Source organism: Pseudaeromonas sharmana, assembly GCF_042649925.1.
GTDB classification, from domain to species: Bacteria; Pseudomonadota; Gammaproteobacteria; order Enterobacterales; family Aeromonadaceae; genus Pseudaeromonas; species Pseudaeromonas sharmana.
The window spans coordinates 66941-91635 of the sequence record NZ_JBHSAF010000007.1 but is presented as its reverse complement, the minus strand read 5'-3'; the positions used below and the strand labels follow the sequence as shown (position 1 = coordinate 91635).

The window sequence follows — 24695 nt, the reverse complement described above, 5'->3', positions numbered from 1 at the left end:
TCCGTTGTGCTATAGTCCCATGGCCCTACAAATAATTAAAAGAGATGCACAGTTTGAATACCATTCGAGATGTTGCCCGGCTTGCCGGGGTGTCTGTCGCCACTGTCTCGCGCGTATTGAACGAGCCAGACAAAGTCGCACCCAAGACACAAGCACGTGTTCGGGAAGTCATGACCGAGCTGAATTTTATCCCGAATCTCAATGCCCGCAGTCTGGCGACCAGCCGCTCCGGAGTTATCGGCATTCTGGTTAATAATGTCTCCGGCGGTTATTACGCCCGAATTGTCGATAGCATCGAGGCGGAAGCTCGTCGTCGCAATGTCTTTACGTTGATCAACTGTGGCAACCATGACAGCGACGATGTGATGCAGGCAGCACTGCGTCTGGCTAGCCGGCAGTGTGATGCCATCATTGCCAGTGTTCCTTTCATGGATGATGAAGTGTTGGCGCGTTTCCTGGCGATGCAGCCGAATGCCGTGTTGTTGAATTGTATTTCGTCGTTATATCGCCAACGCTCGTTAGCCGTCGACAACCGCTATGGTGTGCATTTGGCTTTGGATCATTTGTACCAGTTGGGTCACCGGCATATCGGTTTGGTAATCGGCCCGTTGGCGAACAGTGAAAGTCAATTACGCCTGGCGGCCTGCCGCGAGTGGTTTGCCAAGCAAGGACTGGGCGATCCCGTATTGGCCGAAGGTGACTTCTCCTGCGCTTCAGGCATTCTGGCGGCGGCACAGCTGCTGTCGGCGTCCCCAGAATTGACGGCGTTGTTTTGCTTCAACGATCACATGGCGATTGGTGCCTTGCACCATGCTCGTCAGGCTAATCTGGTGGTACCAGGGCAGCTGTCTGTGGTCGGGTTTGATGACAATGAGCTGGCTGCCTACTCTGAGCCAGGGTTGACTACGGTTGCACAGCCGCTCGAAGCGTTGGGTGAACAGGCCTTGATGCTGGCTCAGCAGTTGATTGCCGGCGAGGAGGTCGGCGAGCAGCCGCAATTATTACCCGAGCTGATTATCCGCCAGTCCACGGCCAAGCCTGCCAACGCTTAGCCGTGAGTCATCTCGCCCTGGTCGTTATGACCGGGGCGAGGTTGCCATTCACAACACAGAGGCTATTGCGTGTCTTTTGGCCTGCTGTGCATGTTCAGAAACAAAAGGAGTTTCCCTTGATCGCCCTGATTCAACGCGTTAGCCACGCCAGCGTGACCGTGGCCGGTGACACGGTTGGACAAATAGGTCCTGGCCTACTGGTACTGCTGGGTGTACAGCGCGATGACGATAATGGCAAGGCCGACAAGCTGTTACATAAGGTCAGCCATTACCGTATCTTTTCCGATAGTCAGGGGAAGATGAACCTCAATGTACAAGAGGCCGGCGGCAGTCTGCTGGTGGTTTCGCAATTTACATTGGCGGCAGAAACGGAAAAGGGATTGCGTCCAGGGTTCTCCAATGGTGCCAATCCTCAGTTGGCCGAACGTCTGTATGATTACTTCGTCGAGCAAAGTCGCCTCGCGGGTCTGACAACTGAAACTGGCCGTTTTGCTGCGGATATGCAAGTCAGCCTGACCAATGATGGTCCGGTGACATTTTGGCTGGAAGTGTAGCCAATACCGTTCCGGTGCAGCGGTGGTTCAGGATCAGCGAAGGTGGCTCAGTCAGGCAGGTAAAGTGCCTAATGAGCTGCTTTGCTGCCATATGCCTTCAGTTTCTTCTGCTCCCCATCGCTCTGTGTCAGAAGCGCCGAGCCTGCGGCCGTCAGTCGGGCTGACTCGGTCGCAACGAGCCCAGACGCCCTTGTGGCGGATAGGTGACGCCAGCCGCGGATTTTTTATCGCAACCATCAGGAATGGATGCGCTGAGCTGCGGATTAGCCAACTCGCCGTTGACCGCAATCCGGATGTCACTGCAACCGCGTTTGTTGAGCACATCGACATCCGCTTGCCAATGGGCGGTGGCGAGCGCCACAGCGCCGGATGGCGCAATGAGATGGCTAATAGTGGCAATTCCGCCATCGAACTGCACCACCCCTTGATTGATGCGCAGGGCCAGTGTCATCTGGTTGACTCCCGTACCGGTGCCGAGCAAGGCGGGCGTGAGTTGCGACCAGGAGGTGACCGGTGGTAGCCGGTCACTCAAGTCATCTAAATATCGGTCAAACTGCAATTGATCGAGGAACAGATCCTGCCCCTGTAATGCGATTGTGCCCTGCAAATTGGCCAACCAGGCCGGGGTGTCCTGCCCCTTGGTTTGTAGCTCGGCGTTCAAATCCAGGCGTCCGCCAACATCATAGGTCGGTTGCCAGAAGCGAGAGAGGGTCTCCAGGGGCAGTTTCCTGGCTCTGAGCGTCAGCTGGTAGGCCGCCTGGCTATCGCGAGGCCAGCTGCCCTCGGCTTTGATATCGCCACCATCGAGAGGCAGCGACAGATTTTTCAGGCGCCATTGCTCAGCCGTCAGCTCTGCCTGGAGCTCGCCGCGGCGGCTGACCAGGCTGCCATAAACCAGTTCGCCCCAGGTGATCTCCCATCGGGATTTGTCGTTTAGAGGGGTGAAACCGCTGTCTGTCAGCTCGAGGTCCGTGGCAAACAGATCCAGCCCTTTGAGAGACAGCGGGATCTGGTCATCGTATGAGAGCAATGCCAGCCGCTTGCCATCCAGACGATGTAGTCGCAGCTGCGTGATCGGCCATGGCAGGCTGCGGCTGCGCCAGTCCGCTGGCAATTCGGCTTGCCAATCGGCCAGGGTCACGGTATCCAGGTCCAGCAGCTGTTGTTGCGGCAGGTATGCACCATCCAGTGTCAGACTTCCTTCCCACAACTGCGCCTGTAATTGCCCCTGCCAGCGTGTCGGGTGCAGAGTCAGCTCACCCTGAATGTTGTTGATGGAGAGATCCTCAAGCGCGAGTTCACCCAGGTTACCCTGCAGGTTACCCTCTATCTGACCATCGGCCTGCCAGAGGAGCCGGGGGACTGTCACGTTAAGCTGATTAAATATCAGCTTCTTGTCAGGTTGGCTAACACTCAGCTCCCGGATGTCGCCATCGAGGATTTCGACACGTTGCCAAGGTAGCGAGGGCAGGTCTGTTGTGGTGAGACGCATCTGCTGGATCACCGGGTGCTTCAGTTGCAGGCTTTGAGTAGTCGATTGCCATTCGAGTGCCGTGGACAACCGGCCGTCAAAGAGCTGTGCTTGCAGGTGTTCGAACTGCCAGCCCTGAGTCTGTCGCTTACCCTCCAGCTCCAGATTGGCTAGCTCAAGGCCATGCCATTGCAGGCGCTTGGCACGTCCCGTCAGGGTTAATCTGCTATCAGGCTGCCATCGCCCCTCGACGAGCGGTTGCCAGTTAGCCACTTGCAGGCTGGCGTCTCCCAGCACCCAGTCCGGGCCGAGGAGCGTCAGCCGTTCTGCGTTCAGATCTCGAACCGTCAATTGCAATAGTGGCAAGGCGGGCCAGCGCTGACCGGGAGCCAGTTGCAGACGGCTGCCGATGAGGTCGAGGTGGGCCAGTTCGATGCGCCTGTGCCACCAGGCGCCTTCTGCAACTTCGATGTAAATTTTGTCGGCATTGAACACATCCCCCAATTTGACCTGCTCCAGCAGCATCACATTGGGGTAAAAGGGGTTAAATTCGATGCGGCCAATCTGCAGCGGCAGGCCTGTCTGCTGTTCGACCCAGCTGCTGAGCGGCGCCTTCAGGTACTCTGCCTTAAAGAGGCCGAGCGCTATCCAGATGGCAATGACCAATGCCAGCAGAGAGTAGAAGAAGAGTCGAAACGCAAGACGCATGCTGATGAAATCCCCCGGGAAATCTGTATGCCATCATAGGCGTTTGTTACGCCGAAGCGAAGTGTGCCTCACGCCTGTGCAAACTCTTGTTGTAAGGTCATCCAGCGCCGAATCAAGGGCGCGACACATTCAGGGTGATGCTGATAGATCCAGCGCGCCAGCTCCTGCACCCTGGGAATCATGGCCTGATCCCGCACCAGATCGGCGATGCGCAGGCTGGCGAGTCCAGTCTGACGCGTACCGAGTAACTCTCCTGGCCCCCTGAGCTCCAGATCCTTTTGTGCAATCACAAAACCATCATGGCTGTCACGCAGGACTCCGAGCCGTTGCTGAGCGGTGCGAGATAAGGGCGCGTGATAGAGCAGAACACAATGCGAAGCGACGGCACCTCGACCAACACGGCCGCGCAACTGGTGGAGCTGGGCCAGCCCCAACCGCTCGGGATTTTCGATGATCATCAGGCTGGCATTCGGCACATCGACACCGACCTCGATGACGGTCGTGGCAACGAGCAGCTGCAGTATGCCGGCCTTGAATTCGGCCATCACGCGCTGCTTTTCCAGTGGTTTCATCCGACCATGGACCAGACCGATGTGCAGCCCGGGTAGCGCCTCTTGCAACGCCAGGGCGGTCTTTTCCGCTGCCTGGCACTCCAGCAGCTCAGATTCCTCGATCAGGGTGCAGACCCAGTAGGCCTGCTTACCTTGCTGACAGGCCAACCTTACCCGCTCGATCACCTCGTGGCGTCGACTATCAGGCAGGGCGACGGTGGTGACCGGGCTGCGTCCTGGTGGCAGCTCGTCGATGACTGACGTGTCCAGGTCGGCATAGGCGGTCATGGCCAGCGTCCGCGGTATCGGTGTGGCGGTCATGATCAGCTGATGAGGATAGAGCCCGGCACGCGCCCCTTTCTCGCGCAGAGCCAGCCGCTGGTGCACACCGAAACGATGTTGCTCATCGATGATGACCAGCACCAGATGCTGGAATTGCACCTGCTCCTGAAACATCGCATGGGTCCCTACCACCATCTGCACTTCGCCACTGGCGACGGCGTGCATCTGCTGCTCGCGAGCCTTACCTTTCTGTTTCCCGGCCAGCCAGCCGACGCGAATGGCCAGTGGCTCCAGCCAGTGGGCAAAATTGGCGGCGTGTTGCTCTGCCAGCAGCTCGGTCGGCGCCATAAGCGCCACTTGTCCGCCGTGACCTATGGCCTGCAAAGCTGCGAGGGCGGCGACCAGCGTCTTGCCCGACCCGACATCTCCCTGTACCAGACGCATCATGGGGTGGGGTTTGGCAAGGTCGTCACTGATTTCTTCGACCACCCGCCGCTGCGCCGCGGTCGGCTGGAATGGCAAAGACGCAAGCAGTCGTTCCACCAGCGACGGATGAGGGGGCAAGGGGCAGGCGGGATGGCGTTGACTCTGTTGCCGCAACTGCAGCACCGACAGATTATGTGCCAGCAGTTCTTCAATGATTAACCGTTGTTGCGCCGGGTGCTGGCCGAACTCCAGCTGGCTGAGCGCCAGTTCCGGCGGCGGCCGATGTAACAGTTGCAGGGCGGTGGCCAGGGATAATTGTCTGGGATAAGCCGCCTCAGGCAACCATTCGCGCAGGCCATGCTCTGCCAGCAACTGCAGAGCCTGGTCGGTCAGACTGCGCAGGCTTTGTTGACGTAACCCCTCGGTGGCGGGGTAAACGGGGGTCAATGCCTCATCGAGAACAACCTCGCCTGCGGCATCCAGCATCTTGTATTCAGGGTGGATGATCTCGGGGCCATAGTTGCCGCTGCGGATCTCGCCGTAACAGCGCATGCGGCGACCACTGGTCATCGCCGCTTTCTGACCCGCCGTGAAATTGAAAAAACGCAGAGTCAGGGTGCCGTTGCCATCACTGATGCGACAGACCAGCATGCGCCGCCGGGCAGGGACAATCTGGCAATCCTGAATCACACCCTCGACATTGCAGTGCATGCCGGGCAACAGGTCGGCAATCGGGCAGAGGTGGGTGCGGTCTTCATAACGCAGCGGCAGATGAAACAACAGATCCTGAACCGTCTCGATGCCGAGATGGCCAAGTTTCTCTGCAAGTTTACTGCCGACCCCCTTGAGGCCGGTGACCGGAATCGATGCCAGCTCCATGTGCTCTACCACAAAGTACTGTAAATATGATCATACCATAACAGAACCGGCCGCCAAACGGCAGCCGGTCTGTAGTTCTCGACAGGTCAGATAAGTTGCCGAAGCAGCAGGTGTGCCTTGAAACGCTGTAGCCTGAGCAGCAGACGGCGCACTTCGTCCGGATAGTCTGCGATCTGTTCCAATTGGCTAAAGTGGTGCAGGCGGTGACAGTGCACCAGGATGTTGGCGCGCTCGTCAGCGAACTTGTGTTGTAACAACCGTTGGTGGTCACGGATCAACAGACCGTTCTCCAAATCCAGAGCCCAGGCTCGTGGATTCAGGTTACTGCCGGTGATCATGGCCAGGGTCTCATCGACGAAAATGCCCTTGAGGTGGTAGGAGTTCTGCTCATGCCGCCACAACATCAGATTCAGTTGACCGCTGTCGATATAACGCTGGTACTTCTGGGCGAAACGACGCAGATTGACTTCATACAGATAAGGCAGACCACCGACCGTATTGAACGGTTCTCCTGGCGGAATGTAGAAGTCATTGGCGGTTTTGTCGCCGATGACCAGCGTCAGGCGGACTCCGCGCCGTAACAATTTGGCCAGGTCGCGGGCCACATCTTTCGGCGGGTTGAAGTAGGGGGTACAGATAAAGACTTCCCGCTCCGCAGCGCGCAACAGATCTCGAATCGTTCGGTTCAGGCGGTTACGTCGCTTGCCAAGCCCGACTAATGGCGTCACGCCGATTTCACCATCGCGCGGATGTGCATTCGGCACATCGTAACTGGCTTGTTCGAGCGAGAGTTTCAGGCGTCGTAACTCGGGACGTAACGCCTTGATCGGGGTGATCGGAGCTCTGTCCAGCCGCTGTACGGCTTCGGCGCGGCCGAAGTAATGCACGATGAACTGCGCCCAACTGCGAGCCAGTTCTGCATCCTCAAGCTCGTGATAGCGGTCGAAACGATAACGGGCCTGCTGGTGCAGATAGATGTTGTTCAGACTGGCACCGGAGTAAAGCAGGGTATCGTCAAACAGGAATCCCTTCAGGTGCAGCACGCCGAGCCACTCCCGCCGCTTGACGGGAACACCATAGATTTCGACGGCATCGGGGCATTCAGCGGCCAGAGCCTGGTACAACAGGTGGTTGCCGGACTGTTTGCCTTTACCGATCAGACCACGCTGGGCGCGGTGGTAATCGACAAAGACTTTGATATCCAGCGCTGGCCGCGCGGCTTTGGCCGCATACAGCGCCTGCAGGATTTCCCGGCCGGCCTCATCGTCCTGTAAATAGAGGGCCACCAGATAGATGCGGCGCTGGGCACTGGCGATCAGCTGCAGAATGCGCTGCTTGAATTCACTGGCTGAATGCAGAATGCGCAGCCGATCGGCTGCCACGGCCAGTTGGGGCATTTTCTCGAGTTGATGTCGATAATGTGCCGGAGTAAACATACCCAATCTCTCAGTGAGGCGTCATTTGACGCAACATGACCGGTAAAGTCGGACCGCGCATTCTACCAATTTACCGGCGGAGTGCCACTTCTGTGCCGTTATCAGTCCAGTTTGACGCCATAGGGTGACAAAAAACGGGCCGCTATACTGCGGCCCGCTTCACTCATCCTTTATCGCTCCGGGGTTAGATTGGCGCTGTAGCTTGCAGCAGCCAGCCAATCTCATGATCGCTGAGGTGAGCTTTGACCGCTTCGCGGACTTCGGCGTGGTAGCTGTTAATCCAGACGATTTCATCTTCCGACAACAGCGATTTATCAATCAGTCGGACATCAAAGGGGACCAGCGTCAAACGGCGGAAACGGTACATCGTGATTTCGCTCGGCTCTTCGCTGGGCTCTACGACCACCAGGTTTTCGCAGCGAATACCAAAGGCGCCTTCCCGGTAATACCCAGGTTCGTTTGACAAGACCATACCAGGTTCTAACGGGACAAGGGATCCCTTGCTGGCGATCCGTTGTGGCCCTTCATGCACACTGAGGAAGTGGCCGACACCGTGTCCGGTCCCGTGGTCATAGTTGTAACCGGCTTGCCACAACGGCAGACGCGCCAGTACATCCAGCTGAATGCCGGAGGTGCCCTTCGGAAAACGCACACGATCGATGGCGATGTGCCCCTTCAGCACGCGGGTAAACTGGCGTTTCACGTCGTCATCGACCTCGCCAACCTTGACGGTGCGGGTGATGTCCGTGGTGCCTTCGAGATACTGGCCACCCGAGTCAATCAGATAGATGCCATCCTGTCCCAGTGCACGCGGAGTGCCATTGGTATGGTGGTAGTGACACATGGCAGCGTTCGGACCGAGAGCAGAAATGGAGTCAAAACTCGGTTCAACAAAATGCTCTTGTTCTTCACGGAAGCGTTGTAACTGGTCGGCGAGGGTGCCCTCATCGCCTTCAGTGTGTTTCTCGACCTGGCGATCCAGCCAAGCGAGGAAACGGCACATGGCGACGGCATCTTTTTGATGCGCGAGGCGCATGCCTTCGAGTTCGACGGCGTTTTTGCAGGCTTTAGGCAGCGTGCATGGATCCTGACCCTGAACCAGGGTGGCGCCACTGGATTTCAGCAGTCGCAGCGACCAGGCGTTGCTGGTGTCGCCATCGACCAGAATCTTCAGTTTGTCTTCGCCGATGCGATGCAACACATCGCCGAGTTTCTCCAGCGGATAGACAGAGACGTCGTTGCCGACGTGCTGGCTGAACGCATTGCAGTCGAGTTTGTCGGTATCAACGAAGAAATCGACACTGACGTTGCTGTAGATGACGGCATAACATAACACCACCGGGAAGCAGGGAATGTCCCGACCACGCACGTTCAACAACCAGTTGATCGATTCAGATTGCGTCAACAGTGCCGCATCCAGACCTTGTTGGCGCAGACGGCCGGCAATCGCTTCGCGCTTGGCCTCGCTGCTTTGTCCGGTGTAGGCGATGTCATACATCATGACGTCTGCTTTGCTCGGCGCAGGTCTGTCCTGCCACATGGCATCGATAGGGTTTTCTTCGAGGCAGGCAAGTTCAATCTCTTTTTGCGCCAGCAAGGCTTTCATCTTCTGATAGCCACTGTAACTATGCAGACGCGGATCAATGGCGACACGTTGATGGCGGTCCAGTTGCTCGGCCAACCATTCGACATGCGGTTGCTCGATCAGGTGAAGATGCTGGAATAAAGCCTCCGGCGCCTGCTGACGGGCTTGCAATGTATAGCGGCCGTCAACGAACAGGGCGGCGGTGTCCGCCAACAGGACGGCGACACCGGCCGAGCCGGTAAACCCGGTCGCCCAGGCCAGACGCTCTGCTTCGGCAGGCAAATACTCGCCGAGGTGATCGTCGTCGTGGGGAATGATCAGGGCATCCAGATTTTGCTCGGCCATCCAGCCACGCAGGGCCTGGATTCGGTTCGCAATGAGTTCGTGGTTCGTCATAAAGAAAACCCGGTTTTTGCTTGATAAATGCTCTGCACAGAGCGGCAGGTGGGCGAGAATAACATAAAGCGAATAACATAGTCGTCACCGACGCAGCGGCTTTTGCGGAAAAAACGTCGCCTCCTCGTTAATAAGGACTCAGCGGAGGCTTTGTTGTTTGCCTATTTACTGACATGGCCGTCTGATTATCCCGCCCTGCCGAGCAGCCCTGGCTATTAATATCGTTAACAGTAATAGACTTGATATTTTATTGGCTCGGCTCTGGTGCGTGATAAGGGCTGGGCTTGCACACGTAATTCAATTTAACTTAATGATTTAATTTGAATTATTTCGCAAGGTTAAGACGGTGAAAATAAAGCCAAGGTGACAGGATTGGCCTATTTCATCGTGATCCGGATTTAGTCGGCTGCTGTTTTGCGCCGCCATTGCTGGATCAGCAAGGCCAACACAATAAAGGCCAATCCCAGCGGTGTCGCACTGGCAATCGGTTCGTTGGCGAACCAGCGCAGCAGCAACAAAGAAAGAAAGGGCGATAAAAAAATCAGGTTGCTGATGCGGGCCGCATGCCGAGTCAAACGCAGTGCCTGCAACCAGCAGACAAAGGCGATACCCATCTCGAACAGACCGATGTACAGCGCCCCCACCCAACCTTGCCAGGCGATCAGGCGGAAATCGGCCAGGATGCCGCACGCCAAAAGAATTAGCGGCAGGCTGCAGCAAAACGTCAGGAACAAGCTAAGCACCGGCTCCTCTTGCTGGCGAGCATTCAGTAACCAGTAGCCGGCCCAGATCAGCGTCGACATCAGTGCCAAAACCACGCCGGTCACCGAGTCAAAATGTAGCGCCAGTACGTCTCCCCGCGTGGCGATGATCAGGGCGCCAAGATAAGCCAGTACTATGGCGACCAGGTCGCGGCGGCGCAAGGCCTGGCCTAGGAATGGCACCGCCAGCAGCGATAATGCGATGGCCCAGGTGTAGTTGATGGCTTGCGCCTGCTGCGCCGGCAAACGGGCATAGGCCTCGAACAGCAGCAAGTAGTACAGCGCCGGATTCAAGGTGCCAAGCAGCAGAAAGTGGCCGGGCCTGGCACTCAGTGTGCGCCAGGCGACAGCAAGTCGTCGCTGCGAGGCCAATATCCCTCCGAGCAACAACACCGAGGTGATGACGGCAACCAGCAACAACTGGGCGGGAGCAAAGAAACGCAGCGACAGTTTGAACGCGGTCGCCACGGTAGACCAGAACAACACTGTCAGCAGGGCGTATCCCCACGCCTTGCGTTCGTCATGCCCGCTCATTCGACAGGCGTGACGCGATAGTAACGTCCGCTGGCATCCATATAGAGGCCGTCACTGCTTTCGGTCAGGATCAGCCGGGGGGTCACTTGCTGATTCCGACGATGCAGGATCACCAGCAGCAGCGTGAAGAAGCCAACCAGTATCGTCATCACCGAGATGGTGCGCAGCAGCCAGCCGCTGTAAAAACTACCGACTACGCCATAGCTGAGCAGGGCACCGAGCAGCAGGCTGCTTGCCCGGGTCAGCGGGACCAGATAACGCTGCTTCCAGCCCTCCAGCCGAATCAGCGACGGTAGCAGACAATGGGTGTAAACCAGCGTCCAGATGATCGTTACACTGGTGATCTGCCAGTAGTAGCTGCTCTGGATATTCCACCACAGCAGCGTCAACAACATGACTCCACTGACCATACCAAATGCGACCCCAGCCCAGGCCATCCAGGGGCGGGGCAGCTCATGACGGCAGGTCAGACAGGTCACCGCATTGAGTCCAACCGCAAATCCGATTAAGGCGGTCAGCAACGCCTTGACTTCTGCCCACCCCAGCTCGCCTGTGACCAGTACATAAATGGCCAGTGCCGCGACCAGTGTCAGCAGCGCAATGAGGCCAGTGGTGAAGTAACGGCGGATCTGCAGCATGACAACCTCGATGTGACAATAAAAAAGGCCCGCGGGCGGGCCTTATGATACGCCAGAAGGCGTGATGGATCATGCCTGCTGAGCGACCGGCTCATTTTCCAGAGGCAAGCGGATTTGGAAATGTGCGCCCTGGCCTGGCTCGCTATCACAGCTGATGCGTCCTTTCATCAATTGGACCACCAGATTGTAGACAATATGGGTACCCAGGCCGCTGCCCCCCTGACCGCGCTTGGAGGTCACAAAGGGGTCGAAGATGCGCGGCAAGATGGCCGGATCAATGCCGCGTCCATTATCGGCATAGTCGATGACCAGCTCGTCTTCAGCGATGCCGATGTGGATGCTGATCTTTTTCTCCTGGTCCCAGCCTTCGAAACCGTGACGAATCGAGTTGAGAATCAGGTTGGAATAAATCTGGGCGAATGAGCCGGGGTAGGAATAGATCGCCAGTTGCGGGTCACACTGAATTTCAACCTCGGTCTGACTCTTTTTCAGTTTATGGCCGAGTGAGACGACCACCTGGTGCAGGTTTTCGGCAACATTGAACTTGTAATGCGCCTGTGAGGATTGATCAACCGCGACCTGCTTGAAACTGGAGATCAGGTCAGATGCCCGGCGCAGATTGTTTTGCAACAACAGCGCCGATTCATCCAGCGTGTGAATCAAGTCGGTCAGATAGCTGCGGGAGAGCTGTTTTTCGTCAATCTTGGTTTTGAACTCGCGGATGCGCTCTTGCAGGAACGAGGCCGCCGTGACACTGATGCCGACCGGTGTGTTGATTTCGTGTGCGACACCGGCGACGAGTGAACCGAGGGAGGCCATCTTCTCGGATTCAACCAGGTTTTGCTGTGCCATCTTCAAATTATCGTAGGCCTTGGCCAACTGCTCGTTACTCTCTTTCAGGCTGCGGGTCCGTCGATCCACCTTGGCTTCCAGCTCCTCGTTGAGACGGATAATTTCACGTTCGACCCGCTTGAGGGGGGTAATGTCATACCCGAATGCGATGCGGTATTTCAGATCCGGCCCTTCGTAGAACGGCACAAAGCTCCACTGCAGGATCAGCTCTTCGCCCTGCTGGTCCTGGGTGGTGACCTCGCGCTGTTCCAGTAGACTGCCCTGCTCAAGTTCATTCGCGATCTGGCGTCGCTCGTCTCGGGAGACGAAGCGTTCCAGCCAAGGGTGGCCAATCATCTCCTGCTGCACGTAACCGGTCAGCAGCACCGCGGCCGGGTTGACCGTCACGATTTTCAGCTCGGTATCGAGACAGCAGATCACCAGATTCGACGAATTGATCAATGTGGTGGAGAAGTCGCGTTCTTGCTGTAATTTCTCGGTCATTTGCTGGCGGGTGGTAAACTCGTCGGCCAGCGTGACGCGCATGCGGTTGATGCTGGCGGCGAGCAAATCCAGCTCATCCGCAGCATCGACCTGGCGGTTTTCCAGTTGCAGTTCATCATCCAGGTGCCCGAGCGAGAAATTCTCGGTGTAGGTAGCGATACGGTTCAGATGACGGATCACCTTGTAGTAGATGATCAACAGGATGCAAAACGATACGACCAGCGTCTTGATGGTTTGCGACACCAGTATGATGATCGATTTCTCCATCAGCCGGTGATAGATCATCTCCAGCGAGGACGCGACGAACAGCTTGCCGACTTTCTCTCCCTGATAGGTCAGATCAAACTCACGCGAGATATCGTAGCTAGGCAGTTCTTTACCCAGCGACTGCAAACGCACCTCACTGTCGCCCATCGCCTCCTTGACTTCGACGAACTGCATCGAGGGCAGATTCATGATGCCTTCCAGTTGCACCTGAATCTGTTCTTCGTCCAGATTCCACAGGCTGGAGGCGATCGGCTGCAAAAACGAGGCTTCGATCTGGTTCAGACTGCTTTCCACCATGCCGCGGTCCTGTCGGTAGTCCCAGAACAGTTGCACTGCCGTGATCAGTAGCGCCAGCAGGGTACTGCAGGCAAGAATATAGGAGAGCAGCCGGAACGACAGGCTGTGGCGGACGTTCGCCTTGAAGACTTTATGCAATGCAATCGGGGACATGGCCTTCCTGTCTGGTTGACGAAATCGACGGTTCCTTGTGATGAGTTTATCTTCCCGACTCGGAGCGACAAGCGTTTCGGGCTTGATAATTACTCTTCCTACCTACATCTTAGGGCATTATGCACTTTTGTCCGTGAGTTACCCCACGAAGGTCGAGGAGTTGTTGCCAATGCCAAATCCGCTGTTGTCGATGGAAGGGCTGCCGCCGTTCAGTCAGATCCAACCCGAGCATGTCCGTCCTGCCATCGAACAGGCGATCGCCGATTGCAAACAACGCATCGTCGATGTCTTGAAACTGCAGGAGCCTTACACCTGGGATAATCTGGTGGCGCCACTGGAAGAGGTGGACGATCGCCTGTCACGCATCTGGTCGCCGGTGTCGCACCTGAATTCGGTGCTCAATTCGGCCGAACTGCGCGAGGCCCATGATGGCTGCCTGCCGCTGCTCTCCGAATACCAGACGTTTGTTGGTCAGCATGCCGAACTCTATCAGGCATTCCGTTCGCTGGCAGAAAGCGACGAGTTCTCGCGCTTGAGTGGCGCCCAGCGCAAGCAGATCGAGAACACCTTGCGCGATTTCCGCCTGTCCGGGATCGCGTTGCCGGCCGAGCAGCAACAGCGTTACGGCGAGATCGTCTCCCGCCTCTCCGAGCTGGCGTCCAATTTCAGCAATCAGGTGATGGATGCCACCCTTGCCTGGCACAAGCTCGTCACCGACGAAAGCGAGCTGGCCGGATTGCCGGAATCGGCGAAGGCGGCGGCGCGTCAGCTGGCACAGAGCCGTGAGCTGGAGGGGTGGCTGTTTACGCTGGATATTCCCTCTTACTTGCCGGTCCTGATGTATGCCGACAGCCGGGCGCTGCGCGAAGAGCTCTATACCGCCTATGTGACACGCGCCTCGGAAGTCGGGCCCAATGCCGGGCAATGGGACAATGGTCCGCTGATGGCAGAGACGCTGGCGCTGCGTCACGAGTTGGCGCAACTGCTGGGCTTTGCCAGCTATGCCGACTATTCACTGGCGACCAAGATGGCGGAAACGCCGCAGCAGGTGCTCGGCTTCCTCGAGGATCTGGCCAAGCGGTCACGACCACAGGCCGAACGCGATCTGGCCGAAGTGCGCGAGTTCGCGCGCAGCGAATTTGCTGCCGAGGATCTGCAAGCCTGGGATCTGACTTACTATGCCGAAAAGTTGAAGCAGCATCGCTATGCGATCTCCGATGAGGCGTTGCGCCCCTACTTCCCGGCGCCGCGCGTGCTGCAAGGCCTGTTCGAGACGGTGCGTCGGCTGTTTGGCCTGCGGATCCAGCAACGGCTGGCCGTGGAAATCTGGCATCCGGATGTGCGTTTCTACGATATCTATGATGCGGATGGTGAGTTGCGAGGCAGCTTCTATCTCGACCTGTATGCCCGCCCACACAAGCGCGGCGGGGCCTGGATGGATGATTGTCTGGGACGTCGCTTCCGGCAGGATGGCGAACTGCAACGGCCGGTTGCCTATCTGACCTGCAACTTCAACGGCCCGGTCGGTGACAAGCCGGCGCTGTTTACCCATGACGAGGTGGTCACGCTGTTCCACGAATTCGGTCACGGTCTGCACCACATGCTGACCCAGATCGACGTCGCCGGCGTGGCCGGGATCCACGGTGTGCCTTGGGATGCCGTCGAGCTGCCGAGCCAGTTCATGGAGAACTGGTGCTGGGAGCCGGAGGCACTGGCATTCCTGTCGGGGCATGTCGAAACCGGCGAGCCGCTGCCACAAGCCGAGCTGGAACGCCTGCTGGCGGCAAAGAACTTCCAGTCGGCGATGCAGATGTTGCGTCAGCTGGAGTTCTCGCTGTTCGACTTCCGCCTGCATCATGGTTATGACCCGAAGCAGGGGGCTCAGGTGCAGCAGGTGCTGGATGCGGTGCGTGCCGAGATCTCGGTGTTCCCGCCGCCCGCTTTTAACCGCTTCCAGCACAGCTTCTCCCACATCTTTGCCGGCGGCTATGCCGCCGGTTACTACAGCTATAAGTGGGCCGAAGTTCTGTCTGCCGATGCATTCTCGCGGTTTGAGGAAGAAGGCATTTTCAATGCCCAGACCGGGGCCGACTTCCTGCATCATGTCCTGGAAAAGGGCGGCTCCCGCTCCCCGATGGAGCTGTTCCGGGCGTTCCGGGGCCGTGAACCGAGCATTGATGCGTTGCTGCGGCACAGCGGCATAACCGGATAAAGCGGCGAATCTCACCTAACCCGGCGCAAGCCGGGTTTTTTACCTGTGTTTGCCGGGATTATTGCCGCAGATGCAGCACTCCATGGCACAAAACAGGCGTTATCACAGCGCTGGGCCGGGGGTAATATGCTGCCATGACCGGTTTGCCCACTGACTTTGTTGACCTGCCAAGGATGTTATCCATGAACATTGCTGAACTTGTGACCCGTCGTTACACCTGCAAGGCCTATGATCCACAACGCCCACTCACTGCGGATGAGCTGCTACAACTGCAGGCGATACTGCGCTGCAGTCCCTCATCTGTAAATTCACAACCTTGGCACTTCTTTTTTGTGACCTCGGAAGAGGGTAAGGCCCGACTGCTGCCGGCCTTGACCGAACACAATGTGGCCAAGGTACGCAGCGCCCCGCTGACGGTGGTGATCGCCACCCGTACCGAACTGGATGATGGCCACCTGCAGGCACTGCTGACACAGGAGGCGCTGGATGGGCGCTTCGGTGGCAATGCCGAGGCCCAGAAAGGGGCCGATACGGCGCGTCGCTACTATGTCGGCCTGAACAGCACCTCGGCGCAGAAGCAGCAGGAGTGGATGGCACGCCAGGCCTATATCGCGCTCGGCTTTTTATTGATGGGGGCGGCGGCTATGGATCTGGATGCCACGCCGATCGAAGGTTTTTTCCCGGAGAAGATGGATGCCGCGCTCGGCCTCGAGGCGCTGGGGCTGAAGAGCGTTGTGGTGGCGAGCGTTGGCCATCACAGCGTCGAAGATTTTAATGCCGCCTTGCCAAAGTCCCGCCTGCCACTGCAACAGGTACTGACCCAGCTGTAATCTTGTGGAGGCCGGCTGGTGCCGGTCTCCATCTCATTTGACGCCTGCCTTGCGTGCTCTTCTCTTCTGCTGGAAATTCCGCTCATTGCCTGCAATTAAGCGCTAGCTTGGCGTACTATCTGGCGTATTGCGCCACACCTGGTGTCCGAATCGGAATTTTATAAGGAAGTAGCATGTCCGACACTGCGATCCCGCCTCTGCCCACCGTCGACGATGTCCATCAGGCAGCGCAACGCATTGCGCCCTGGATTGTTAAAACCCCGTTTGTCTTTTCGCAGACGCTATCGCAGAAGCTTGGGGCCCCTGTCTGGTTGAAGTTCGAGAACCTGCAATTTACCGCGTCATTCAAGGAGCGCGGCGCGTTGAACAAGTTGCTGCTGCTGACGCCGGAGGAGCGGGCGCGCGGTGTCATTGCCGCGTCGGCGGGTAACCATGCCCAGGGTGTGGCATACCATGCGACACAAAATGGCATCACGGCGACGATCGTCATGCCACGCTCGACGCCGAATACCAAGGTGGAGCGGGTACGGGAACACGGCGCACGCGTCGTGCTGTTCGGAGCCGACTTCGCCGAGGCGGCGGCCGAGATGCGGCGTCTGGCTGCCGAAGAGGGGCTGACCATAGTCCACCCGTTCGATGATGCAGCCGTGATTGCCGGGCAGGGAACGCTGGCGCTGGAAATGCTGGAGGCCGAGCCGGCACTCGACACGCTCGTTGTGCCGATTGGCGGTGGCGGCTTGATCGCCGGCTGTGCGTTGGCGGCCAGGGCGCAGCGTCCCGATTTGCGCCTGATCGGTGTGCAATCGGCGCTCTACCCCGGCATGGCGCGGGCAACGGGCCATTACCACTATCCGGTACAACCTGGCTCGACGGTGGCTGAAGGGATCGCTGTGCTGGAACCTGGTCAGCTGACGCGACGCCTGGTCAGCGACCTGGTTGACGAGATCGTCGTCGTCGACGAGGCGGCGATCGAACAGGCGATCGCCCTGCTGCTCGCGGTCGAGAAGACCTTGTGCGAGGGGGCCGGCGCCGCCGGGATTGCCGCCATGCTGGCGCGCCCGGAGCTGTTCGCCGGCCGGCGGGTGGGGGTGGTGCTCTCCGGCGGCAACATCGATACCCGGGTGCTGGTGGCCGTGCTGCAACGCCATCTTACCCGCACCGGCCGCATGGTGCGGATCCGCGCCGAGCTGCCGGATCGCCCCGGTTCCCTGGCCCAGCTTACGGCCATCATTGCCGACAACGGCGGCAACATTTACGAGTTGCGTCATGAGCGCTTTGCGGCGGCCAGCCTGGCCAAGGAGAGCGCAGTCACCATTGACGTCGAGCTGCGGGATGCCGCCGATCTGGAACCGATGATGCAGCGTCTGCAAGCTTGCGGTTTCAAGGCGCGGCGCGATCAGTTCTAGGCATGGTGCCGCCTCAGTAGGGGCGGCCATCCTTGTGCAACACCTGCCAGCGGCCATCGGCCGCAGCGATGAACGCCAGATCGTCTTCCGGATAGGTGACCGCATCGTCCGGGCTGCGATCGCCGACTTCGAGATAGGTCGCATCTAGCCCTGTGCGGTTGAGCAGTTGATGGCCGAGCCCGCAGCCGGCTCGAAATCCGATGCAGTCACCGGGTTGCAGCAGGTATTCCGCCGCGCCATAACGCAGTGTTGGTATCCCGGCGAGGATGTAGATGAATTCGTCCTGCTGGCTGTGATGGTGCAGCAGCGCCGATTCGGCACCCGGCGCCAGCGTCGTCAGGTTGACCCCGAAACGGGTCAGGCCGAAGTAGTCCCCCAACTTGTGCTTGCTGCGGCCGGCTACCCGCTCGGCAAACGGCGCAGGATAGAGGCTAGGGGCCGTGTGCGGCGGAATTTGCCGTGCCGCGATAGGGGGGGTGGTCATGGGGAACTCCCGGTAACAGGCCAGGGTGAACGACCACTATACCGGGGTGACTGTCGCCGTCAATTCGCTCAGCGCAGCGTACGCACCGTCACCTTGGGGCGCTCGTCGACGGTGAGTGAGAACACATCTGGACGGGCATAATGACCACAGACATCCAGATCATAACGGGCTCGGATCAGCTCCTGCCGATCGACGCGTGCGATCACCAGTCCCTCGGCGTCACGCAGCGGACCGGCCAGCACATCTCCGTAGGGACCGACGATCATGCTGTTGCCTCGGATCAGCGGCCGTTCTGCTTCCCAGCCCGGCACCTCGATGCCGAGTGCGGCCGGGGATGGCTGCACCTGACAGGCGGTGATGGCGAACAGGCGCCCCTCGTGGGCGATATGACGTATGGTGGCCTGCCAGATCTCGCGTTCATCGACGGTGGGGGCGCACCAGAAGTCGATGCCCTTGGCATACATCGCCATACGCAGCAGCGGCATTTGGTTTTCCCAGCAGATGGCAGCCGCGAAACGGCCAATCGGACTCTCCTGCACCTCTAGCGTCGAGCCGTCGCCTTGACCCCAGATCAGGCGTTCAGTGCCGGTCGGCATCAGTTTGCGGTGTTTGCCGCACAAGCCGCTCTCCGGCGAGAAGTAGAGAGCTGTGCAATACAGCGTATTGCCGTCACGCTCGATGACACCGACCACCAGGTGGCTGCCGGTGCGTTGTGCCAGCGCGGCCAGCTCGTCGGTCTCGGCGCCTGGCACCGTCAGCGCGTTGGCAACATAGCGCTCGAACACCTCACGTCCTTCGGCGAGGCGGTAACCGAGGCGGGTACCGAAGATCTCGCCCTTCGGATAGCCGCCGAGCAACGCTTCGGGTAACACCAGCAGCTCGATGCCGGCATCGCGGATCTGGGGTTCATAGCTGAGGATCCTGGCCAGCGTGGCCGCTTTGCCTGCCGGATCGCTGCCGATCTGCAGCGCGGCCAGAGTGGTCTGGGTCATGTTGTGCTCCTGAGTGCCTGTCGGATGAGAAAAGCGGTTTACAGGACGATAGCGGCTCCGCGATCATGCAACAACACGGGTTCAGGGCTATCAGATATGAATGTAATTGATTTCAGTCGTCTGGATTTAAACCTGTTGAAGGTCTTTGAGGCGTTGTATGAGGAGGGCGGGGCCGGCCGTGCCGCGCTGCGACTGGGGCTGACCCAGTCTGCGGTCAGTGCCGCCCTGGCCCGGCTGCGTAGCCTGTATGGCGATCATCTGTTCGTGCGTACCGGGCGCGGTCTGCGGCCGACGGCCACCGCCGAGGCGCTGCGCCCGATCATCACCGCCGCCCTCGACAAATGTCGGCAGAGTCTGATGCTGAGTCTGCCGACCACGGCAGAATTGGCTGGCCGCACCGTGACGCTCGGCCTCTCCGATGATCACGAGATGGCGCTCGGCGATCTGCTCATCCGCTGGGTGCACGAGCGAGCGCCAGGGCTGCGGCTGATCCTGCGGCAGACCAATGCTCACCTGGCCGGTGACATGCTCGGCAGCCGGCAGATCGATCTCAGCCTGACCGCCGGCGGTGTGGTGGCGGCCACATTTGGGCGCCAGGCACTGGGGACCGGCGGCTATGCCTGCCTGTTCGACCGCGAGCAGGCGCCGACCGGGGGGCTGGATCTGGCCGAGTTCCTGCGGCGAGACCATCTGCTGATCTCCTCCGGTGGCCATGTCGGCCAGGTGGATGCCTCACTGGCCGAGCTGGGGCTTAGCCGGCACATCCGTGCCTCAACGACCCACTTCTCTGCGCTGGCGTTCCTGCTGCCGGGCAGCGACTGTATCGCCACGCTGCCGAGCCATGCCGCCCGGTCGCTGGCGCGCAGCGGGGCCCTGGTCTGCCTGCCCTGTCCGCTGGCGATGCCGAGTTATCCGGTGGAGCTGGGTTGGCGCCAGGATAGTCTGCGCGATCCGGCGCTGCAGTTGCTCAAGGGGCTGATCGTCGATGCAGCCCGAGTCAGGCTCGGCTTGACCCCCTGAGAGCGAGGCGATCTAGACGTCGTCCGCGCCAGGCATCTCGCCGAACAGGGTGCTGGCCTCGCTGCGGATCAACTCGATGAAGCGGCGCAGTCGGGCCGGATAGAAGCGGGCGTAGGGGTAGACCAGACTGACCGGTAACGGCGCGGCCTGCCACGCCGGCGCCAACTGCACCAGTTCACCGCGCGCCAGTGCCGGCGCCATCATCCAGCGCGAACCAATGGCGACGCCGACGCCCTGGATGGCCGCGCTGCGTAGCGCATACAGGCTGTCGGTGCTGAACCGTGGCTGGATGGCGAAACGTTTTTGCTTGCCGCTGACGCCGTGCGTCAACTCGACCTCGGTGCGGTAGTAGGTACGCAGCGCCAGCCATGGCAATGCAGCCAGCTCGGCCGGCTCCTGGGGAGGCATGCCGTCGCCAAGCAGGGAAGGGGCGGCGACGACGATACGGGGGACCTCGGCCAGCGGCAACGCCACCAATCCCGGGTCCGTGACGACACCGACCTGGATCGCGCAGTCGACGCCGGCGGCGATGTAGTCGTGGATCGCCCTGTCATCGTGCAGCAGCCACTCCACCGCCATGCCGGCGTGTTGTTGCAGGTAGCGCGCCAGCGGCGCGATCAGCCGATCCTGGCCGAAGGCGTGCGGTACTATCACTCTGAGCACCCCTTCCGGCTCTTCACGTGCGCCCTTGAGTTCAGATTCAAACCGAGCCCATGCAGCTAGCAGCTCCCGTGCCCGCTCGTAGCAACGTTCGCCATCTTGCGTCAGGCGCATGGTGTGGGTGGTGCGTTGCAGCAGGCGCAGGCCGAGCGCCCGTTCCAGCTGTTGCAGGCGGCGGCTAATGGTCGGCTGGCTGGTGCCGAGCTGGGCCGCGGCAGCCGACAGGCTGCCCGCCTCGACGATGCGGACCAGCGTCTGCATCAGCTCGATACGTTCTCCGGTACCGGGTTGTAGCGACGAGGCGATTTTTGGATCCGAGGGGGTTGGCATCCGCTTGGCTCAGGGCTGTGTATACGCAAAACGTATAACAGATGTGCATTCCGTGCGTCTACAAATACGTTATCTCCGGATCGATGATGTGCATCTCCTTTATCATCCTGACGCGAGGTGACATCATGACATCCCTTTCCCCGTTACCCGGCACGCATTCCGTGCTCGCCGAGCCCGATATTCCGGTTCCGCTCGGCCCGGCGCGGATCCTGTTGCTGGCCACTGGTGCCGGCGTGTCCGTCGCCTGCCTCTATTACTCCCAGCCGATGCTGGGGGTGATGGGCGCAGAGATGGGGATCTCGGCGCGTACCAGCGGTCTGATCCCCACCCTGACCCAGCTCGGTTATGCACTCGGCATCCTGCTGCTGTCTCCGCTCGGTGATCGCTATGAACGCCGTCGCATCATGTTGTGCAAGGCACTGTTGCTGGTTGCTGCACTCTTGCTGTCCGGCATGGCGCCTTCGCTGACACTGCTGCTGCCGGCCGCGTTACTGACCGGATTGGCGGCGACGTTAGCCCAGGACCTGGTACCGGCGGCGGCGACGCTGGCACCGGCGGCCAAGCGCGGCAAGGTGATCGGGTCCGTGATGACAGGACTGCTTGCGGGCATACTGCTGTCGCGGGTGCTCAGTGGCCTGGTGGCTGACCTCCTGGGCTGGCGGGCCATGTTTTTCATCGCGGCCGCGTCGTTACTGGGGTTGGTCTGGGCGATGTGGCGCCACCTGCCGCGCTTCCACCCGACGACCGATTTGGCCTATCCGGCGCTGCTGGCTTCCCTGCTGACACTGTGGCGGCAACACGGCGCGTTGCGGCGGGCGGCCATGGCCCAAGGGCTGCTGGCGGTCGGCTTCAGTGCGTTCTGGTCGACGCTGGCGTTGATGCTGCACGGCTTGGGTCTGGGCAGCGCGGTGGCCGGCGCCTTCGGTCTGGCCGGGGCTGCCGGAGCCTTGGTTGCCCCCCTGGCCGGGCATCTGGCCGATCGGCACGGCGCAGAATGGGTGGCCCGTCTTGGCGCGGGGTTGGCGCTACTGGCGTTTACGTTGCTGGCTCTGAGCAGCGGTGCCGCCATGGCGACCTTGCTGCCGGTGCTGGCGCTCGGCGCCCTGCTGTTCGACCTCGGGGTGCAGGCCAGCCTGATCGCGCATCAGAGCCTGGTCTACCGTCTCGACGCGGCGGCCCGCAGCCGTCTCAATGCGCTGCTGATGGTCTGCATGTTCATCGGCATGGCGTGCGGCTCGGTGGCCGGCAGTTTGTTGCTCGACGTCGCCGGCTGGCTCGGCGTCATGCTGTTGTGTGTGCTGAGCGCATTGGCGGCACTGCTGGTGCGCAGTGTCCGCTGACGATAAGGTCAGGTGGTGGCCACCCTGGTCTGCGCTTTTTGCCATTGTTGTCCGTTTTTGGCTAGTCAGCCGAGCCACGCCCCTTTAGGCTGGCGCCATAGAGTCGAAGCACAGAGGTGGAACATGAGCCTGGTCATGACGCCCGAGCAGTGTCGGGTTGCCCGTCTGGCGCGGGATGCGCGGTTTGATGGCCGCTTCTTTACCGGCGTACTGACTACGGGTATCTACTGCCGCCCGGTTTGCCCGGCACGTGCGCCGCTGGAGCACAATGTGCGCTATTTCTTCTCCGCTGCGGCCGCCGAACAGGCCGGGTTGCGCCCCTGCCTGCGCTGTCGTCCCGAGCTGGCGCCGGCTGAACGCCAGGTTCTGCCACCGCTGCTGCGGCGTGCGCTGCAGGGGATTGAACGCGGTGAACTGGTGGACAGCTCGCTGGAGGCGCTGGCACAGCGCTGTGGTGGCACGGCGCGCACCCTGCGCCGGCAGAGCGAGCACTACCTCGGGCTGGCGCCCCTGCAGCTGGAGCAGACCCGGCGCCTGCTGCTGGCCAGGCAGCTGCTGATCGACAGCGCACTGAGTGTCACCGAGATTGCCTATGCCGCCGGTTATGGCAGCCTGCGCCGCTTTAATGATGTCTGGTTGACCGCCTACGGCACGCCGCCCTCACGGTTGCGCCGGCAGGCTTTGCGCGCCCCGGCCGGTTCGCTGTGCCTGGCGTTGAGCTATCGGCCGCCGTATGACTTTGCCGAAATGCTGGCATTTTTCCGGCTGCGGGCGATCGCCGGACTGGAGGAGGTGACCACCGATTCCTATCGTCGTTACCTTGATGGTAACAGTGGCCGTGAGGGCGCCTGGCTGGAGGTTCGCGCCGGGACCGGTGCCAGCCTGCAGTTGACGCTGCACGGTGTGGCGTTGCGCCAGTTGCCGGCGCTGCTCTACCGGGTGCGGCGCATGTGGGATCTGGATGCCGATCCGCAACCGATCCAGGCGCAGCTCACGGCGTCGCCCGCGCTGGCACCTTATATTCTGGCGGCGCCGGGGTTGCGGCTCCCCAGTGGCTGGGATCACTACGAAGTGCTGTTACGTGCCATCATTGGCCAGCAGATTTCGGTCAAGGGCGCGGTAACCCTGCTGGGGCGGCTGGTCGCCCGCCGTCGCGACTGTTTTGGCTCGCTGGCGCTGCCCGATGCTGCCGAATTGCTGAGCATGCCGCTGGATGGGCTGGGGCTGACCGGTGCGCGCATCCGCACCTTGCAGGCGTTGGCCACGGCCTTGCAGCAGGGGCTGGTGCTGGCTGAGGCCAGTGACGCACAGCTGCTGGCGTTACCCGGCATCGGGCCCTGGACGTTGGCCTATTGGCGGTTGCGCTGTGGTGACGATCCGGATGCGTTTCCGGCCGGCGATCTGGTGCTGCAAAAAGCACTGTTGCCGCAGACCCGGCTCAGTGCGGCGGCACTGACCGCCTACGCCGAAGCCTGGCGCCCGTGGCGCGCCTACGCCGCCAGCTGGCTATGGCAGGCGGCCGCTAGCGGGCGTCTGTTCGATTTCAATCACGAGGTGACATCATGATTCGGTATGCCGATTTACCCACGGCGTGGGGCCCGCTGCGGTTGGTGGTGGCGAACGATGCTCTGGTGCAGGTCGATTTCCAGAGTGGGCAGCGACCGCTGGTGGCCGCCGCGCAGTGGCACTGGGATCCGCAGGCGCTGGCGCCCTATCTGGCGGAGTTCGCCGCCTACTTTGCCGGCCAATTACGCCAGTTCTCCCTGCCTTGTGCGCCGCAGGGCACCCCGTTCCAGCAACGGATCTGGCAGCGGCTGCAGCAGATAGGCTATGGCGAGGTGATCAGCTATGGCGAGCTGGCCTGCGAGCTGGGCCAGCCCGGGGCCAGCCGTGCCATCGGCGGCGCCGTCGGGCGCAACCCGCTGTCGGTGATCATCCCATGCCATCGCGTGGTCGGTCATGATGGCCGGTTGACCGGGTATGCCGGCGGCCTGGATCTCAAGGTGGCATTGTTGACGCTCGAAGGCTGCCAGGTCGCCGCCGGTGGCCGGGTGCGGGCGGCTGCCAACGGCGGATGCTAGCCGCGCCCTGCCTTG

At 60.3% G+C, this 24695-nt stretch carries 19 protein-coding genes; 9 read left to right on the top strand and 10 right to left on the bottom strand.

Annotation, left to right across the window (positions count from 1 at the left end; all coding sequences use genetic code 11):
- Window positions 1-53: 53 nt before the first annotated feature.
- Window positions 54-1052: a LacI family DNA-binding transcriptional regulator gene (locus ACFOSS_RS08100; protein ID WP_377151753.1), complete on the top strand. Its 999-nt coding sequence runs from the start codon at window positions 54-56 to the stop codon at window positions 1050-1052.
- Between the two features lie 116 nt (window positions 1053-1168).
- Window positions 1169-1606 carry a D-aminoacyl-tRNA deacylase gene (gene dtd / locus ACFOSS_RS08095; RefSeq protein WP_377151751.1) on the top strand — a complete coding sequence of 146 codons (438 nt, stop codon included), beginning with the start codon at window positions 1169-1171 and terminating at the stop codon, window positions 1604-1606.
- A gap of 151 nt (window positions 1607-1757) precedes the next feature.
- Here dtd and ACFOSS_RS08090 read toward each other — a convergent pair whose 3' ends face one another.
- The 7 genes from ACFOSS_RS08090 to ACFOSS_RS08060 form a co-directional block, all read right to left on the bottom strand.
- Window positions 1758-3785 carry an AsmA family protein gene (locus ACFOSS_RS08090; RefSeq protein ID WP_377151749.1) on the bottom strand — a complete coding sequence of 676 codons (2028 nt, stop codon included), beginning with the start codon at window positions 3783-3785 and terminating at the stop codon, window positions 1758-1760.
- A 68-nt stretch (window positions 3786-3853) separates the two neighbouring features.
- Window positions 3854-5923, bottom strand: a complete 2070-nt coding sequence (gene recG / locus ACFOSS_RS08085) for an ATP-dependent DNA helicase RecG (protein ID WP_377151747.1) — start codon at window positions 5921-5923, stop codon at window positions 3854-3856.
- An 86-nt stretch (window positions 5924-6009) separates the two neighbouring features.
- Complete coding sequence (pssA, locus tag ACFOSS_RS08080; RefSeq protein ID WP_377151745.1) at window positions 6010-7359, bottom strand: CDP-diacylglycerol--serine O-phosphatidyltransferase; 1350 nt, start codon at window positions 7357-7359, stop codon at window positions 6010-6012.
- Window positions 7360-7543: 184 nt separating this feature from the next.
- Window positions 7544-9340, bottom strand: coding sequence for an aminopeptidase P family protein (locus ACFOSS_RS08075; protein WP_377151744.1), 1797 nt, complete (start codon window positions 9338-9340; stop codon window positions 7544-7546).
- A gap of 398 nt (window positions 9341-9738) precedes the next feature.
- Window positions 9739-10635 (bottom strand): DMT family transporter, encoded by an 897-nt coding sequence (locus tag ACFOSS_RS08070; protein WP_377151743.1) that lies wholly within the window; start codon window positions 10633-10635, stop codon window positions 9739-9741.
- The gene (locus ACFOSS_RS08065) at window positions 10632-11273 is read right to left on the bottom strand and encodes a hypothetical protein (protein WP_377151741.1); all 642 of its coding nucleotides are present in this window, start codon (window positions 11271-11273) and stop codon (window positions 10632-10634) included. The genes ACFOSS_RS08070 and ACFOSS_RS08065 overlap by 4 nt, the downstream gene beginning before the upstream one ends.
- Before the next feature lie 69 nt (window positions 11274-11342).
- Complete coding sequence (locus ACFOSS_RS08060) at window positions 11343-13325, bottom strand: ATP-binding protein (protein ID WP_377151739.1); 1983 nt, start codon at window positions 13323-13325, stop codon at window positions 11343-11345.
- Window positions 13326-13494: 169 nt separating this feature from the next.
- Between ACFOSS_RS08060 and prlC the strand changes: the two genes are divergently transcribed.
- The 3 genes from prlC (at window position 13495) to ACFOSS_RS08045 (ending at window position 17773) form a co-directional block, all read left to right on the top strand.
- Complete coding sequence (prlC, locus tag ACFOSS_RS08055; protein WP_377151737.1) at window positions 13495-15537, top strand: oligopeptidase A; 2043 nt, start codon at window positions 13495-13497, stop codon at window positions 15535-15537.
- Window positions 15538-15719: 182 nt separating this feature from the next.
- A complete protein-coding gene (gene nfsB / locus ACFOSS_RS08050; RefSeq protein WP_377151736.1) occupies window positions 15720-16367 on the top strand; it encodes an oxygen-insensitive NAD(P)H nitroreductase in 648 nt (215 codons plus the stop codon).
- A 173-nt stretch (window positions 16368-16540) separates the two neighbouring features.
- Complete coding sequence (locus tag ACFOSS_RS08045) at window positions 16541-17773, top strand: threonine ammonia-lyase (RefSeq protein WP_377151734.1); 1233 nt, start codon at window positions 16541-16543, stop codon at window positions 17771-17773.
- Window positions 17774-17786: 13 nt separating this feature from the next.
- On the opposite strand, the gene ACFOSS_RS08040 is transcribed toward ACFOSS_RS08045, so the two are convergent.
- Together ACFOSS_RS08040 and ACFOSS_RS08035 are read right to left on the bottom strand one after the other, a co-directional pair.
- Complete coding sequence (locus tag ACFOSS_RS08040) at window positions 17787-18257, bottom strand: cupin domain-containing protein (protein WP_377151733.1); 471 nt, start codon at window positions 18255-18257, stop codon at window positions 17787-17789.
- A 68-nt stretch (window positions 18258-18325) separates the two neighbouring features.
- Entirely contained in the window at window positions 18326-19249 is a 924-nt protein-coding gene (locus ACFOSS_RS08035) for a carbon-nitrogen hydrolase family protein (protein WP_377151731.1), read from the bottom strand.
- A 96-nt stretch (window positions 19250-19345) separates the two neighbouring features.
- Between ACFOSS_RS08035 and ACFOSS_RS08030 the strand changes: the two genes are divergently transcribed.
- Entirely contained in the window at window positions 19346-20269 is a 924-nt protein-coding gene (locus ACFOSS_RS08030; protein ID WP_377151729.1) for a LysR family transcriptional regulator, read from the top strand.
- Between the two features lie 12 nt (window positions 20270-20281).
- On the opposite strand, the gene ACFOSS_RS08025 is transcribed toward ACFOSS_RS08030, so the two are convergent.
- Window positions 20282-21259 carry a LysR family transcriptional regulator gene (locus ACFOSS_RS08025; protein ID WP_377151728.1) on the bottom strand — a complete coding sequence of 326 codons (978 nt, stop codon included), beginning with the start codon at window positions 21257-21259 and terminating at the stop codon, window positions 20282-20284.
- 125 nt (window positions 21260-21384) lie between these two features.
- Between ACFOSS_RS08025 and ACFOSS_RS08020 the strand changes: the two genes are divergently transcribed.
- The 3 genes from ACFOSS_RS08020 (at window position 21385) to ACFOSS_RS08010 (ending at window position 24680) form a co-directional block, all read left to right on the top strand.
- The gene (locus ACFOSS_RS08020; RefSeq protein WP_377151726.1) at window positions 21385-22599 is read left to right on the top strand and encodes an MFS transporter; all 1215 of its coding nucleotides are present in this window, start codon (window positions 21385-21387) and stop codon (window positions 22597-22599) included.
- Between the two features lie 123 nt (window positions 22600-22722).
- Complete coding sequence (locus ACFOSS_RS08015) at window positions 22723-24165, top strand: DNA-3-methyladenine glycosylase 2 family protein (protein WP_377151725.1); 1443 nt, start codon at window positions 22723-22725, stop codon at window positions 24163-24165.
- The gene (locus ACFOSS_RS08010; RefSeq protein WP_377151724.1) at window positions 24162-24680 is read left to right on the top strand and encodes a methylated-DNA--[protein]-cysteine S-methyltransferase; all 519 of its coding nucleotides are present in this window, start codon (window positions 24162-24164) and stop codon (window positions 24678-24680) included. Before ACFOSS_RS08015 ends, ACFOSS_RS08010 begins: the two co-directional genes overlap by 4 nt.
- The last annotated feature ends 15 nt before the right edge of the window (window positions 24681-24695 follow it).